Raw genomic sequence first — 16,209 nt, 5'->3', positions numbered from 1 at the left:
ATATTATGAGAAAAAAATTGAAAAAATTAAATAGAATTAGTAAACTTCATAATCATAATAATGCAAATTTGAATAATACTCGGATTAGTGGGAGTGTTAATAAGCATACAGCTACGAGAACTAATAGTAAAGTGCCTAAAAGGACAACTGCAAATCATAAGAAATACAAGTCAACCAGCACTGGAGGAATAAGTTATACAGATAATTTGCAGTCAAGTAGAAAGTATTCTACCGGTAGCAAACCAATAAAAACATCAACTAAGATTTTGTGGGGAGTGTTAGCTTTACTATTAATTTTAGCAATTATAATTGGTAGTAGAGATGAGCATGTTAATATGTTCAGTGGCAAAGAATATCTAAAATCTTTAGATGTAGATACTAATTATGGGTACACAGAAGAATATTATAAAACTTATACTTTGCATAAGATAGATGGATATGCTATGGGAATGTCAGATGGAGATGGAACTGAAAAAAGATATAGGTTCTGTGTTGAAGATCATGGCAAAATTTCATATGATGTTGAACTAACGTCAAGCCAAGTATCTATTGAAAGCACAAGCATAGATACTGATTTGCCTTTGGTTGATGTTTATAAGAGAAGATATAAGAATAGAAAGGGTATATTTGTTGATACTTATTATTACAAAATACATTGTTCTCCGAAATTTATAAAAGTTTTTCAAGGTTAGTTTTATATTTATGGTGATATAGTATAAGATTATAACCCATATAGGACTATTCCATCAAAATGTTGGTGACCAAGCTTTCTGCGTTTCAATGGACAAGTTACCAAAAAACGACAGAATTCTACCAACATTTAAGTGGAATAGTTCTACACACATTTGTAATTATACATAACACCTTATATGACAACTTCTAAGTAATAGGTATCTATATATTTATAAAGTTATTTAGATACAAAAAAGGTGGAGGTAACTCCACCTTTTTTACTATATAATAATTTTTTATAAATGCATTTTTTAGCTAGCATTCGTAACATAACAATTTTTAAGCAAGAAGTTATGAATATAAATTAATTCATAAGTCAAGCTTACTAAATTACATTCCTTTACCTACATCAGAAAGGATTAACCCCTTATTATGATCTAAGGCCCAACTAATTCCCCAATCATTTTGGAAAATTAATAGGTTTCTTTCTTTAAAGTCTGTAACTTTCTTAGTATCAGAAGTTAAGTTTAATGAATCTACATCTATAGGATCATTTTCGATCCATCTAACGTATCTGTAAGCAAGTCGATCCATCTTAATATCTACGTTGTATTCATTCTTAAGTCTATATTCTAAAACTTCAAATTGAAGAACACCAACAACACCAACGATGATTTCTTCCATTCCAACTCTTAATTCTTTAAAGACTTGGATAGCACCTTCTTGAGCTATTTCAGAAACACCTTTTACGAATTGTTTTCTCTTCATAGAGTCTATTGGTTTTACTCTTGCAAAATGTTCTGGTGCGAAACTTGGGATTCCTTCAAACCTAAATTTAGCGTTACTTTTACATAAAGTATCTCCAATACTGAATATACCTGGATCAAAAACACCAATAATATCTCCTGCGTAAGCTTCTTCAACAATTTCTCTGTCTTGAGCTAAGAATTGTTGAGGCTGAGCAAGTTTTAGTTTCTTGCCACCTTGAATGTGGTTAACTTCCATACCTTTTTCAAATTTACCTGAGCAAATTCTCATGAATGCAATTCTGTCTCTATGAGCCTTATTCATGTTAGCTTGAATCTTAAATACAAAGGCAGAGAATTCTTCTTTGAATACATCAACTTCTCCTTCAGTTGATTTTCTTGGAAGAGGTGCAGATGTAAGCTTTAAGAAGTCCATAAGGAATGGCTCAACACCAAAGTTTGTAAGGGCGGAACCAAAGAATACAGGTGAAAGTTCACCATGTCTTACTTTCTCCATATCAAAGTCATCACCAGCAATATCAAGAAGTTCAATATCTTCCATTAGCTTATCATGTAATGGAGCACCTAATAGATCAGCAAATACAGGATCTGAAACATCTCCAGTTACAGAAGTAACTTCATTTTGACCATGATTACCACCACTAAAGGCTTGAATCTTATTTGTGTCTCTTTCATAAACACCTTTAAATTCTTTTCCAGAACCTATTGGCCAGTTCATTGGGTAACATTTAATACCTAATTCATTTTCGATATCTTCCATAAGTTGAAAAGGATCCTGAGCTTCTCTATCCATCTTATTTATGAAAGTAAAGATAGGAATTCCTCTTAAAGCACATACATGGAACAATTTTCTTGTTTGATCTTCCACACCCTTAGCAGCATCAATCACCATTACAGCACTATCAGCAGCCATAAGAGTTCTATAAGTATCTTCAGAGAAGTCTTGATGTCCAGGTGTATCTAATATATTTATACAATATCCATCGTAGTTAAATTGCATTACAGAAGAAGTAACAGAAATACCTCTTTGTTTTTCTATTTCCATCCAGTCTGAGACAGCATGCTTAGATGCTTTTCTTGCTTTAACAGAACCGGCAAGTCTTATAGCTCCTCCGTATAATAGAAGCTTTTCAGTAAGTGTTGTCTTACCAGCATCAGGGTGAGAAATTATAGCAAATGTTCTACGTTTATTAATTTCACTTATTAAATCGCTCAAAGCTTTTACCTCCAATATCTAAATTAATATCTATTTTATATATTTTTTCTTACTTTTATTTATTTGTATATGTTAAATTGGCAACTTTTCTACCTCCAAATATGAATTTAAACTGTAATTCGTAAACATTACAATTATAACAATTAACCTTTGCAGTTACAAGGGTTATATAATTTAGTTTATTAGAGGGATATTATCTTTACCTAAATGGAAAAGTAATATAATTATCTATTTATAAAGCTGTAATAAATTATATGGAAGAAAGAAATACAAATTATTAACTTAGTAATAGAAAATAAAAGAATATATATAATTAATAAATTGAAAGGCTATTTTTAATTAATTAGTAATAGTTTTAAAATGTAACAAAATCCTATTGACAATGTTTACACAAGTGATAATATGTAAGCAAAGGAACAAAATAACAAAAAACTAACATCGGAGTTATATCAAACCTGTATTAAATGTATAAGAGTTAAGTGTTGGGAAAGGCAAACAAGAAAATTTAAATGTTTATAATCTCTAGGATATGTCTTATTTAATGCCAAATTTAAGGTGCATTTTAGAGTTTATAAAAATATAATGACAGCTTGTATTGCATGGTGCAAACGTTTATATACCAAATATAGGGGGGATAATATGAACAAAAATCTAAGAAAGACTATTTGTTTAAGTACTACATTGGCAGTAGTAATCACTTTAACATCAGTGGTTAGTGACAGACAAATTTCCGCTAGTTTTAGTAACTCAATGATAGCTAAGGCAGCTACTACATCAGTTAATGCTGATGCTTTAGGGCCAGTAACACCTAAGGATGTTGTTTATCAAATCCTTACAGACAGATTCTATAATGGAGACACAAGCAATGATAGACCAGGAGGTTCTACATCTGACGAATTTGATGGAACTGATACTGATCTAAATAAGTACCAAGGAGGAGACTTCCAAGGCGTAATTAATAAGATACCTTATTTAAAAACCTTAGGAGTAACTGCAGTATGGATTTCACCACCATATGAAAACAGGGAAGGTGCTCTTAATGGTGAGTATACTGCTTATCATGGATTCCATGCAAGCGATTATTTCTCTACAAACAAACACTTTGGAACAATGCTTGATTTTGCAAGATTAAGGGATGCACTTCATAGCAATGGTATGAAGCTAGTAATAGATTTTGCAACTAACCATAGTAGTGCACCTACAGGAACTGTTATTTCAGACGGAAAAGTATATGAACCTAATAAGGATGCAAACGGAAACTATATATTTGATAGTACAACAGGAGAAGCTGTTGGAAGAAACTTAGTAGCAGACCCAATGAATGATAGTAAAATGTTTTTCCATCACAATGGAAATAGAGCTGACAATGAGACATCTTATTTCCAATATCAATATAAGGATTTAGCTAATTTGGCAGATTTTAATCATGAGAATCCTTTAACAATTAAATATTTGGATAAAGCATATATGTTCTGGAAACAAAAAGGTATAGATGGTTTCAGAGATGATGCCACACTTCATCAAAACCCAGCATTTATGGCAAATGTTAGTGATATGATTAATAGTGATTCTAATGGTCCTATAACACAATTTGGAGAATACTTTATTGGTAGACCAGATGCAAAATATGCACACTATGCATCTTTCCCTGAAAGAACAGCAATAAACAATCTTGATTTTGAATTTTATCAATCAGTAAATACTACATTTGGAAACTACACTAAAACTATGAAAGATTTTGCTAATATGTTAGTGTATACATCAAGTGATTATAAGAATCCTGAACAAGCAGTTACATTCATTGATAATCACGATGTTAGTAGATTTGGTAGAGTTCAACAAGATCAAAGAATCTTTAATGAAGCATTGGTTGCTTTATTAACAGCAAGAGGAATTCCAAACCTTTACTATGGTACAGAAGATCAATTACAAGGTAAGGCACTAGGATCTGATGCTGGAAGAGTGTTAATGCAAGCTGAAAGTAACTTCAGCACAACAACTACACCATTTAAAGTAATTCAAAAATTAGCTCAATTAAGAAAAGATAATAATGCAATAGCATATGGAAATACTACTATACTTTATTCTGATGATAATGTTTTAGTAGAAAAGAGACAGTTTGGAAATGACGTTACTATAGTTGCAATGAACAGATCAACAACAAATTCAACTACAATAGGAAGCAGTTTAGCTACTGCAATGCCTGATGGAACTTATTCAGACTATCTAGGAGGATTACTTGGTGGTAAGAATATTTCTGTAAGTGGTGGAAATATCGGTTCATTAACTTTAAATCCAAGCGAAGTAGATGTATGGCAATATAATGCTTCTGATTCAACTCCAAGAATAGGAACAGTAGTTTCAACTAGAGGAAGAGTTGGAAATCAAGTATATATCTATGGAGAAAACTTTGATTCAAGCACAACAGTAACATTTAATGGAGTAGCTGCACCAGTTCTTTCTGTAAGCAGTGATACTTTAAAGGTAACAGTACCAAGTACAACTCCAGGAAATGCAACAATAAAAGTAACTAAGGGTGGAGTTTCAAGCAATACAGCAAGTTACTTTATCCTATCAGGAGATCAAACTCAAACTATATTCCATGCTAATGCCACAACAAACTGGGGTGACAGTATTTATATAGTTGGTAATATACCTGAGCTTGGCAACTGGGATGTAACTAAGGCTATGAAATTACAAGATGGAATGTTCTGTCCAAGTTATCCAGCATTCTTCTTGCCAGTAAGTGTACCAAAGGGAACTTCTTTTGAATTCAAATTTGTAAAAGTAGATTCAACTGGAAAAGTATACTGGGAACAAGGTAACAATAGAACATTCACATCAACTACAGATGGTGAAGGAGTTAGTGATACTCCAACTTACAATATTACATGGCAACAATAAATTAATTTTTCCCCAAAATTAAATTAATTATTTTAATAGACCAGTTAAGTAAAAATAGAGAGTATGAAGATTTGTATAATAAAGTGTTAAATTGCTATAGCATTTTATAATTTAAGTAATACAATAGTCTTCATACTCTTTTGATTTATAAATCAAAAGAGTATTTTGTGTTGCTTTATAGCACTTTATGGAATGAGAAAAAAGTTTATAAAGTAAGATTCATTTGCAAAGAACATTTAAATGAATGATTATCAAGTAAAAAACGCAAAAAAAGTAAAAAAGAGTAGAAAAAAGATTAAAAATAGAATACGAATTATTAGTTCTTTAACTAAAGCAACTATAATATGATTAATTAATACAAAAATAGCAAATTTATTACACTTTGGTAATAAGTTTCGAAAAAGGGTTTTTAGTATTGACAATGTTTACATAGGTGATAATATGTAAATATAAACACAAAATGTTATTTACTTTTGTGTAGTAGAATCATATCAAACCCGTATTAAATATATAAGAGTTAAGTGTTGGTAAAAATGCATATGAGAAAATCCAAAGTTGTATATTCTCTTAGAATGTGTTCTATTTAATGCCAAAATTAGAGTATGTTCTTGTGAGTTTATAATAAAGCGACAACTTGTACTGCAGAATAAAAACGTTTATATACCAAATATAGGGGGGATATTATGAATAAAAATTTAAAAAAGACCATTTGTTTAAGTACTACATTGGCAGTAGTAATGACTTTATCTTCTGTTATTAATGACAGAAAATTCTCAGCTAGCTTTAATGCGCCAATAGTGGCTAAAGCAGCTACTACATCAGTTAATGCTGATGCGTTAGGACCAGTAACACCTAAGGATGTTGTTTATCAAATCCTTACAGACAGATTCTATAATGGAGACACAAGTAATGATAGACCAGCAGGTTCTACATCTGACGAATTTGATGGAACTGATACTGATCTAAATAAGTACCAAGGAGGAGACTTCCAAGGAATAATTAATAAGATACCTTATTTAAAAACCTTAGGAGTAACTGCAGTATGGGTTTCACCACCATATGAAAACAGAGAAGGTGCTATTAGTGGTGAATACACTGCTTATCATGGATTCCATGCAAGCGATTATTTCTCTACAAATAAGCACTTTGGAACAATGCTTGATTTTGCAAGATTAAGGGATGCACTTCATAGCAATGGTATGAAGTTAGTAATAGATTTTGCAACTAATCATAGTAGTGGACCTACAGGAACTGCTGCTTCAGACGGAAAGGTATATGAACCTAATAAGGACGCAAATGGAAACTATGTGTTTGATAGTACAACAGGAGAAGCTGTTGGAAGAAATCTAGTTGCAGATCCAATGAATGATAGTAAAATGTTCTTCCATCATAATGGAAACAGAGCTGATAATCAAACAGCGTTCTATGAATATCAATATAAGGATTTAGCTAACTTAGCAGATTATAATCAAGAAAATCCACTAACAATTAAGTATTTAGATAATGCATATATGTTCTGGAAACAAAAAGGTATAGATGGCTTCAGAGATGATGCCACACTTCATCAAAATCCAGCATTTATGTCAGGTGTTAGTGATATGCTTAACAGTGATTCTAAAGGACCTATAACACAATTTGGAGAATACTTTATTGGTAGACCAGATGCAAAATATGCACATTATGCATCTTTCCCTGAAAGAACAGGAATAAATGATCTTGATTTTGAATTTTATCAATCAGTAAACACTACTTTTGGTGACTATTCAAAGACTATGAAGGATTTTGCCAATATGCTAGTGTATACATCAAGTGATTATAAGAACCCTGAACAAGCAGTTACATTTATTGATAATCATGATGTTAGTAGATTTGGTAGAGTTCAACAAAATCAAAGAATTTTTAGCGAAGGTTTAGTTGCTTTATTAACATCTAGAGGAATTCCAAACCTTTACTATGGTACAGAAGATCAATTACAAGGTAAGGCACTAGGATCTGATGCTGGAAGAGTATTAATGCAAGCTGAAAGTAACTTCAGCACAACAACTACACCATTTAAAGTAATTCAAAAATTAGCTCAATTAAGAAAAGATAATAATGCAATAGCATATGGAAATACTACTATACTTTATTCTGATGATAATGTTTTAGTAGAAAAGAGACAGTTTGGAAATGACGTTACTATAGTTGCAATGAACAGATCAACAACAAATTCAACTACAATAGGAAGCAGTTTAGCTACTGCAATGCCTGATGGAACTTATTCAGACTATCTAGGAGGATTACTTGGTGGTAAGAATATTTCTGTAAGTGGTGGAAATATCGGTTCATTAACTTTAAATCCAAGCGAAGTAGATGTATGGCAATATAATGCTTCTGATTCAACTCCAAGAATAGGAACAGTAGTTTCAACTAGAGGAAGAGTTGGAAATCAAGTATATATCTATGGAGAAAACTTTGATTCAAGCACAACAGTAACATTTAATGGAGTAGCTGCACCAGTTCTTTCTGTAAGCAGTGATACTTTAAAGGTAACAGTACCAAGTACAACTCCAGGAAATGCAACAATAAAAGTAACTAAGGGTGGAGTTTCAAGCAATACAGCAAGTTACTTTATCCTATCAGGAGATCAAACTCAAACTATATTCCATGCTAATGCCACAACAAACTATGGAGATAATATTTATATAGTTGGTAATATACCTGAGCTTGGCAACTGGGATGTAACTAAGGCTATGAAATTACAAGATGGAATGTTCTGTCCAAGTTATCCAGCATTCTTCTTGCCAGTAAGTGTACCAAAGGGAACTTCTTTTGAATTCAAATTTGTAAAAGTAGATTCAACTGGAAAAGTATACTGGGAACAAGGTAACAATAGAACATTCACATCAACTACAGATGGTGAAGGGGTTAGTGATACTCCAACTTATACTATTAACTGGTAGTTGACAGTAATGATTTTTCCCTTTAATAATTAAATAATTTATATATACGATATCGACAAAATACACAATTTGGCATAGAGATTAATGTAATTAATAAGATGAGTAGGCTAGATGTAGCTTAACAATCTAAATTTTATAAAATCTCTATGCATTTTTTTATCAATTTTAAGAGAAATAAAACTTTTGAGTATATAACTAGCAGTTCTCCGTTGTTTACTGACAATTACAGTGAATTTTTAAATTCCTCTTTTTTTCGTACATCCTACTTTTTACCTATATGTTACTTTTCATAATTTCAGTGTTGATGAATAATATTTTTTAGATATCATATATAAAAAATATTATGAGAGACTATATTGATAAAAAATAAAGTATAATTATACCTAATAGTTATATTTTATGAGACAAGTGCCTATGCAACTTATTGACAATGTTTACAGGAGTGGTAATATATAAAGTAAATAAAGAAATAATTTACAAGTGAACAATAAAATATAATCGTTTAAATTATTTTAATGGTAGGAGGGGATCAAAATTAAAATTAATTTAAAAATGAAAATAATTTCTGCTGCAATGACTGTATTGTTATTGTTATCAGGTTGTTCAAGTAAGGCTAATACCTCGAAAGATACTAGTAAATTTAGAAGCCCAGATTGGGCGAAAAATACCACAATTTATGAGGTTAATGTGAGACAGTATACAAAAGAGGGAACATTCAAGGCGTTTGAAAATCATTTGTCTAGATTAAAGGAACTAGGTGTAGATACATTATGGTTTATGCCTATTAATCCAATATCTAAGGAAAAGAGACAGGGAACTTTAGGATCTTACTATGCAGTACAAAATTATAAAGAAGTAAACCCTGAATTTGGTACAATAGATGATTTTAAAGAATTAGTTAATAAGTGCCACTCTATGGGATTTAAAGTAATTATTGATTGGGTAGCCAATCACACTGGATGGGACAATCCTTGGATTAAAAATAAAGACTGGTATTTACAAAATGAAAAAGGTGAAATAGTCTCTCCGCCAGGACTTAATTGGGATGATGTAGCACAATTGAATTACAACAATAAAGACATGAGAAAAACTATGTTAGAAGATATGGAATATTGGATAAAGGATATTAATATCGATGGATTTAGATGTGATCATGCTGAAGGGGTTCCAGTAGATTTCTGGGAAGAAGCTAGAGCAGCTTTAGACAAAATCAAGCCTGTATATATGCTAGCAGAAGATGATACTAAGCCAGAGTTTTTAGACAAAGCCTTCAATACTAATTATGGATTTGATTTATATAAGACTATGAATGGTATTGCAGCAAACTCTAGTTCAGTAGCTTCATTAGAATCTTCTATAGATAAAATAAAGGATGATTATAGTAAAGGTGCATATCCACTTTTATTTACATCCAATCATGATGAAAATAGTTGGAATGGAACAGAGTATGAAAGATTAGGTGGTGCTGTAAAGACAATGGCAGCATTAACGTATGTGGTTCCTGGCGTTCCATTAATTTATACAGCTCAAGAATTTGGAATGAATAAGAGATTAAAGTTCTTTGAAAAGGATCAAATAGAAGAGAAAAAATCAGATATGGCTGATTTATATAAGAAACTTAATAAATTAAGAAAAGATAATAAAGCATTATGGAATTATGATGGAGATAAAAAAGTCACATATTTAGAAGGTTCAAATGCAGATGTATTTACGATTGTTAGGGAAAAGGATGGTAATACAGTTATAGGGGTGTTCAATTTTACAAATAAAAAGATTAATTCAAAAATAAAGTTTGATAATTTAAAAGGAAAATATAAAGATTCTGAATCAGATCAAACTGTAGATTTGGAGAAAGAGCAAAGTGTGGATCTTGAAGCTTGGGGTTTTAAGATATATACAAAATAGATATTACTAAATTTGAGCAGAAGATGCTTAATATAAAATTAAAACAATATAACATTAATGTACCTAAAATCTAAGTCTATAGGTGGTTAAATGTTTAATTGATATTTGCAAAAAAAATTTTATTTAAATTAAGGAGATATATATATGGAAACAACAATAGTTAATAAAGCAGATAATACTCAATGGACAAATAGTATTTTTTCCGATGGAACTAATATGTTTGTCAATAATCAAAACCCAAAGTATGGTGATATAGTAGAAATTAAAATAAGAATGTTAAAAGGTTCTCCTATCGAAAAGGTATATATTAGATATTTAAGAAATGGAGAAGAAACTTTAAACTTGATGGAGTTAGTAAAAGAAGAAAGTGAAGGTAAGTTTCAATACTATAAAGTTAGTGTGAAATTAGATATACCAACATTAAACTATCATTTTATTATAATAACAGAAGACAAAACTTATTTTTATAATCAACTTGGATTGACAGAGTATATCATAACAGAGGATTATGATTTTAGAATCATAGCAGATTTTCAAACATCAGAGTGGGTAAAAGAGGCTGTGTTCTATCAAATATTTGTAGATAGATTTTTTAATGGGGATCTAGAGAGTGATGTAAAAGATAATGAGTATAGCAATGACGGTTTTGACTCAAAGCATATTCCATGGGGACAAGCACCTGGGGAATATGAACAATATGGATGTCTAGATTTTTATGGTGGTGATTTACAAGGAGTAGAACAAAAGATACAGTATTTAAAAGAATTAGGTGTAACTGCACTATATTTAAATCCTATTTTTGATTCAGTATCAAACCATAAGTATGATTGTAAGGATTACTTTAATGTTGATAAACATTTTGGAGGTAATGAAGCTTTACAGAGCTTAGTTAAGAAGTTACATGAGAATGGTATCAAGGTTATCGTAGATATATCAATAAATCATACAGGAAACACTAATGCTTGGTTCAAGGAAAAACCAGAGTATTATTACGAAAAGGAAGATGGAGATTTTGAATATTGGAATGGAGTGAGATCATTACCAGTATTAAATTATACAAATGAAGAAGTACAAAATGTTATTTATAAAGATGAAGATAGCGTCTTAAAGCATTGGTTAAAGCCACCTTATAATATAGATGGATGGAGACTTGATGTGGGACATAATGTAGGGAAGATGCACAAGGTTAAGATGGATAAAGAAATTTGGAGAGATGTTAGAAAGTCAATTAAATCTGTAAATGATGAAGCTTATATTGTTGCAGAGCACTGGACAGACTGTAGCGAGTATCTTCAAGGAGATATGTGGGATGGAACTATGAACTATTTTGGTTTCATGAGACCAGTTAGAAGATATTTAGGTGAAATGGATAAGTTTTTAAGTTGGAAGGTTGGAGGCTTAAAGATGACCACAGGAGATGGAAGGATACTTGAGGAAGAGGTGTCTAGACATTACGGCAAGTTACCATATCAACTTCAGACTTTACAACTTAATTTATTAAGCAGTCATGATTTACACAGGCTTCATAATTCTCCATATGTAGAAAAAGAAGATGTTAAGGCTGCGATAATGATGTTGTTTACTTTTAGAGGAGCTCCTTGTGTATATTATGGGGATGAAGTTATGTTAGATGGTCATACAAATGTTGGACAAGGATGTCGTTATCCAATGGAATGGCATGAGGAAAAATGGGATAAGGATATAATTTCGCTATACAAATCAATGATTTCTCTTAGAAAACAAGAAAAGGTTCTTATAGATGGAAGCTTTAAATTTTTAATAGATGAAGGGAAGAAAACTTCTTATTGTAGATTTAATGATGAGGAAGCTATTATATTTGTGAACTCACAAGAAAACGAAAAAACAGAAATTAATCTAGAATTAGAGGCTATAGGTGAAATTTGTAAAGTAGATATATTAAATAAAAAAGAGCTAGCTTATGAAGTAAGCAATAATATATTAGTTTTAAGCATAGAGCCTAAAGAAAGTTTGTTAATTAAGGTTAATTTAAAATAAAACAATTGTTTTAAAGTGTATTTTAGCATATATGGACTCCATTAATTAATGGAGTCCAATATATCTACATAGTTGGATTTTGGTGGTTTCTACTAAATCATAATGGGAGAGTGAAGTGGTATTATGGCTAATAAATCAAAATTAGAAAAGAAGTTAAAGGATGACAAAAAATCAAAGAAACATTTTAGACGTGAAACTAAGAAACATGGGAAAAATAGAGTATTATCTGATTTAAAAACAAAGCATAGTTTATTAAGAAAATTAGTTCTTACTTTTTCTCTAGTTATATTATGTGCAATGGTTGTAATGACAGCACTAAATTTTGTTGTAGTAGATAAAAATACAACGGCAGATTTTAAAAAATCTACAGATGAAACTTTAACTCAAAATAAAAATTATGTAGAACTAGTCAATGAAACAGTAATGCAAACTGCTTATCAAATTATGAGTAATCCTGAGATAACTAATAACGTAGCAATCAGTTATCAGGATGAAAATGATAGAGTAAAAAGATATCAACAAGCTAAGACTGTTATAACTAGTTTCTTAGGAACAGATAAAACATTAATAGGTTCGATTGAACTTTATACTGCAACTGGAGTAGTGAGTACTGAAGTGGATGCATATAATGCTCAAAAAGATCTTGCAGTTAAAGTGCAAAAAGAAGATTGGTACACAAAGGCAATGCAAGATCCTAGTGATGGCTCTTGGAGGATATTTGATGAAAATGGTAAGAAAAGTTTGTGCTATATTAGACAGGCGTACAATGCTGATAATAAAACTCCAATGGGAGTGTTGAAAATACACGTAGCAGATGATATTTTTGATAAATCCTTAAAGAATATGGATATAGGTAAAGATTCTAAAATTGTGATAATAGATTCTAATAAGAAAGTTATTAGTAGTACTGGAAGTTATGCTGTTGGAGATGAGTTTAAAACAGACTTTATTTCTAAGATATCTTTAGGAAAGAGTGGAGACTTTTATACAGATGTATCTGGAAAAAAACATTATATAATATATTCAGCTCTTGATTCAAATGGATGGACTTACATAGCAATGATACCAAACAGTAGCATACTTAGTTCAGCTTTTAGCATAGGTAAGTTTTCTATAATAGTATTAATTTTAACTCTTATAGTTTGTATGTTAGTATCAACTATAGTTTCATTGCAGGTATCAAATCCAATTAAAAACTTTATTGAAAAAACGAAGAATTTAGCTTCAGGTGATTTCTCAACAGACAATAATCAAAAATATTCAATTAAGGAATTAAACACTCTATCAGATAATTTTAATAATATGACACATAGTTTGAAAGATGTATTTGTAGCTACAGCTAATTTAGCAGAAGAATCAAGTTCTGGTGCAAAAGAACTGTTAGACTTTACTAAACAAATTAATGAAAAATCAGAACTTGTAGTTGCCAATATAAGTGATATATCTGATGGTTCCAGTAAGCAAGCATCAGATACTATGAATTGTGCAGGTATTTCTAATGATATTAATGAAGAGATATCATCTGCCATTGAATTATTAAATAAGGTATCTACTGCAAAAGAAAATACAATAGAGCAGATAAATGTAAGTTCACAAGAAATAGATGAATTAAGAAAGACATCTTCTGATAATGCAGAAGCAATGGAAAAGGTAGCAAACACAATAAGCAACTTAAATGGTAGTACCAAGTTGATTTTAGGAATTTTAAAAGATATAAATGCAATTGCAAATGAAACTAATCTCCTTGCTCTTAATGCATCTATAGAAGCTGCTAGAGCTGGGGAAGCAGGAAGAGGATTTTCAGTGGTTGCAAATCAAATTAAAAAGTTGGCAGAGCAATCTTATAATTCATCTAAAGAGATTGAAAGTATTATAAAAGAAGTAAACGGAAAGATTAATCAATCTATGGATATCTCTGATAATGCTATGAAGATTTTTGAAAAGGAGAAAGAGCAAGTTCAGTATAGTATTAAATCTTTTAATGCTGTGGCTGATTCCTTTAATGAAGTTGCAAGTACTATAGAAATAGCTTTAAATTCAGTTAAAAATGTAGAATCGACTAAGGATATATTGACTGTAGCAGTTGAAAGTATAGCGTCTATCTCTGAGGAAAATACAGCTTCAACTGAAGAAGTTGCTGCATTAATTCAGCAAGAGGCAAGAGATATAAGTAAAGTTAGAGAATTAGCGGAAAGATTCAATTCACAATCTACTAACTTAATTGAGATTATGGATAAAATAAAATTTTAACAAATACATTTTGAGAGATTTCAGAGGTATATATTCTACTAAGAGTATATACCTCTTATGTTAAGCAATATCAAGTGAAACTTGATTCAGGTGGGGGTTGATCCCCATCTGAATCTTAGCTGAACTTATCCAGGAGCGTGCAGCCGTTATCTCCAACTTAAACAAGTTGGAGTGTTACGGATGCTAGCTATCGGATAAAAACAAATAAATCTTTTTTATATAAGTTTGTGAATGATTGGCATGAGATGAATATAAGTGTTTAAATAGATGTGTGTGTGGTTATTCCATCTAAAAGTTGGTAGAATAATGACGAAAAGAGTCAATAGACAAGCTTACTGAATCAGACAAATTTCTACCAACATTTAAGTGGAATAGTTCTACATGGAGACTAATAAGAACAAATATATAATGTCCTTAATGCAAAAAACTAATGATGAGGAAGCGTATATTTTTATGGATTTTTGTAATATAAGTTTTCATAAATTCAAGAAAAATGTTAATATAGACTTATATAATAGACATTAACTTATATGCTTTATTTATAAAATAATAATATTCATAAATTGTATACAACTTATACTTAGCAAGTAAATTAGAATTCACATTTAGTAAACTAATTAGAATTGAATATAGCAGTTAAACAGAAGTAAATGAAAATATAGTCGAATTGGAGGAAATTTAGATGTACAAATTAATTGCATTAGATATGGATGGGACATTATTAACAGAGGATAAAATAGTATCAGAGAGAACAAAGAAAGCTATAGAAAATGCCAGAAGTCAAGGGAAGTATGTGGTGTTATGTTCAGGAAGACCAATAGAGGGGATAAATAGATATCTTGAGGAACTTGGAATGACCAGTGAAGAAGATTATGTAATAAGTTTTAATGGTGCAATTGTTCAACATGCAAAAAGTAGAGAGGTTATTTCAAGAAATACATTAACAGGTAAAGATCTTCACTATTTATATAATATAAGCAAGGAACTAGGAGTAAATATTCATGCTTTCTCAAAAGATGGCTGCATCACTCCAAAAATGAGTACATATTCAGAGCATGAAGGTAAAATCAATGGTATACCAGTACTAGAAATTGATTATAATATAGTATCTGATGATGAAGAAATCGTCAAAATAATGTTAGTTGATGAAGAAGAAATACTAGATGAAGCTATAAAGAAATTGCCACAAGAAGTTTATGAAAAATACACAGTGGTAAGAAGCGCACCTTTCTTCACAGAATATTTAAGCAAATATGCTAACAAAGGTACAGGTGTTGAAATGCTTGCAAAACATCTTGGAATTAAAAGAGATGAGGTTATATGTGTAGGAGATGCAGGAAATGATATACATATGATAGAATATGCAGGACTTGGGGTAGCAATGGGCAATGCCTTTCCTGAAGTGAAGAAAATAGCAGATTACACAACAGCTTCTAATGAAGATGATGGAGTTGCAGAAGTTATTGAAAAATTTATGCTTAAATAAAATGTAGTATATTTAAAGTAGAGTTATTAAAAATAGAGCATTAGGTGTATA

Annotated in this window: 8 protein-coding genes; 7 read left to right on the top strand and 1 reads right to left on the bottom strand. The window is 30.8% G+C overall.

Annotation, left to right across the window (positions count from 1 at the left end; genetic code table 11):
- Nucleotides 1-5: 5 nt before the first annotated feature.
- Complete coding sequence (locus OCU47_RS15510; RefSeq protein WP_261829516.1) at nucleotides 6-692, top strand: hypothetical protein; 687 nt, start codon at nucleotides 6-8, stop codon at nucleotides 690-692.
- A gap of 370 nt (nucleotides 693-1,062) precedes the next feature.
- Here OCU47_RS15510 and OCU47_RS15505 read toward each other — a convergent pair whose 3' ends face one another.
- Nucleotides 1,063-2,655, bottom strand: coding sequence for a peptide chain release factor 3 (locus tag OCU47_RS15505; RefSeq protein ID WP_261829515.1), 1,593 nt, complete (start codon nucleotides 2,653-2,655; stop codon nucleotides 1,063-1,065).
- 639 nt (nucleotides 2,656-3,294) lie between these two features.
- Between OCU47_RS15505 and OCU47_RS15500 the strand changes: the two genes are divergently transcribed.
- From OCU47_RS15500 to yidA, 6 genes are all read left to right on the top strand, one after another.
- Complete coding sequence (locus OCU47_RS15500) at nucleotides 3,295-5,559, top strand: alpha-amylase family glycosyl hydrolase (protein WP_261829514.1); 2,265 nt, start codon at nucleotides 3,295-3,297, stop codon at nucleotides 5,557-5,559.
- Nucleotides 5,560-6,242: 683 nt separating this feature from the next.
- Nucleotides 6,243-8,501: an alpha-amylase family glycosyl hydrolase gene (locus tag OCU47_RS15495; RefSeq protein WP_261829513.1), complete on the top strand. Its 2,259-nt coding sequence runs from the start codon at nucleotides 6,243-6,245 to the stop codon at nucleotides 8,499-8,501.
- A 552-nt stretch (nucleotides 8,502-9,053) separates the two neighbouring features.
- Complete coding sequence (locus tag OCU47_RS15490; RefSeq protein ID WP_261829512.1) at nucleotides 9,054-10,406, top strand: alpha-amylase family glycosyl hydrolase; 1,353 nt, start codon at nucleotides 9,054-9,056, stop codon at nucleotides 10,404-10,406.
- Nucleotides 10,407-10,550: 144 nt separating this feature from the next.
- The gene (locus OCU47_RS15485) at nucleotides 10,551-12,422 is read left to right on the top strand and encodes an alpha amylase N-terminal ig-like domain-containing protein (RefSeq protein WP_261829511.1); all 1,872 of its coding nucleotides are present in this window, start codon (nucleotides 10,551-10,553) and stop codon (nucleotides 12,420-12,422) included.
- Nucleotides 12,423-12,545: 123 nt separating this feature from the next.
- Complete coding sequence (locus OCU47_RS15480; protein ID WP_261829510.1) at nucleotides 12,546-14,672, top strand: methyl-accepting chemotaxis protein; 2,127 nt, start codon at nucleotides 12,546-12,548, stop codon at nucleotides 14,670-14,672.
- A 682-nt stretch (nucleotides 14,673-15,354) separates the two neighbouring features.
- A complete protein-coding gene (yidA, locus tag OCU47_RS15475; RefSeq protein ID WP_261829509.1) occupies nucleotides 15,355-16,158 on the top strand; it encodes a sugar-phosphatase in 804 nt (267 codons plus the stop codon).
- Nucleotides 16,159-16,209: the final 51 nt, after the last annotated feature.

This window comes from Clostridium sp. TW13, from assembly GCF_024345225.1.
Lineage (GTDB): Bacteria > Bacillota > Clostridia > Clostridiales > Clostridiaceae > Inconstantimicrobium > Inconstantimicrobium mannanitabidum.
The sequence above is the reverse complement of the archived record's forward strand: the minus strand, read 5'-3'. Positions and strand labels throughout refer to the sequence as shown.

Bases quoted from the DNA above. Each gene is read 5' to 3' on its own strand.
- yidA (WP_261829509.1), top strand. From the start codon at position 15,355: ATGTACAAATTAATTGCATTAGATATGGATGGGACATTATTAACAGAG.
- OCU47_RS15490 (WP_261829512.1), top strand. From the start codon at position 9,054: ATGAAAATAATTTCTGCTGCAATGACTGTATTGTTATTGTTATCAGGT.
- OCU47_RS15480 (WP_261829510.1), top strand. From the start codon at position 12,546: ATGGCTAATAAATCAAAATTAGAAAAGAAGTTAAAGGATGACAAAAAA.
- OCU47_RS15495 (WP_261829513.1), top strand. From the start codon at position 6,243: ATGAATAAAAATTTAAAAAAGACCATTTGTTTAAGTACTACATTGGCA.
- OCU47_RS15500 (WP_261829514.1), top strand. From the start codon at position 3,295: ATGAACAAAAATCTAAGAAAGACTATTTGTTTAAGTACTACATTGGCA.
- OCU47_RS15510 (WP_261829516.1), top strand. From the start codon at position 6: ATGAGAAAAAAATTGAAAAAATTAAATAGAATTAGTAAACTTCATAAT.
- OCU47_RS15485 (WP_261829511.1), top strand. From the start codon at position 10,551: ATGGAAACAACAATAGTTAATAAAGCAGATAATACTCAATGGACAAAT.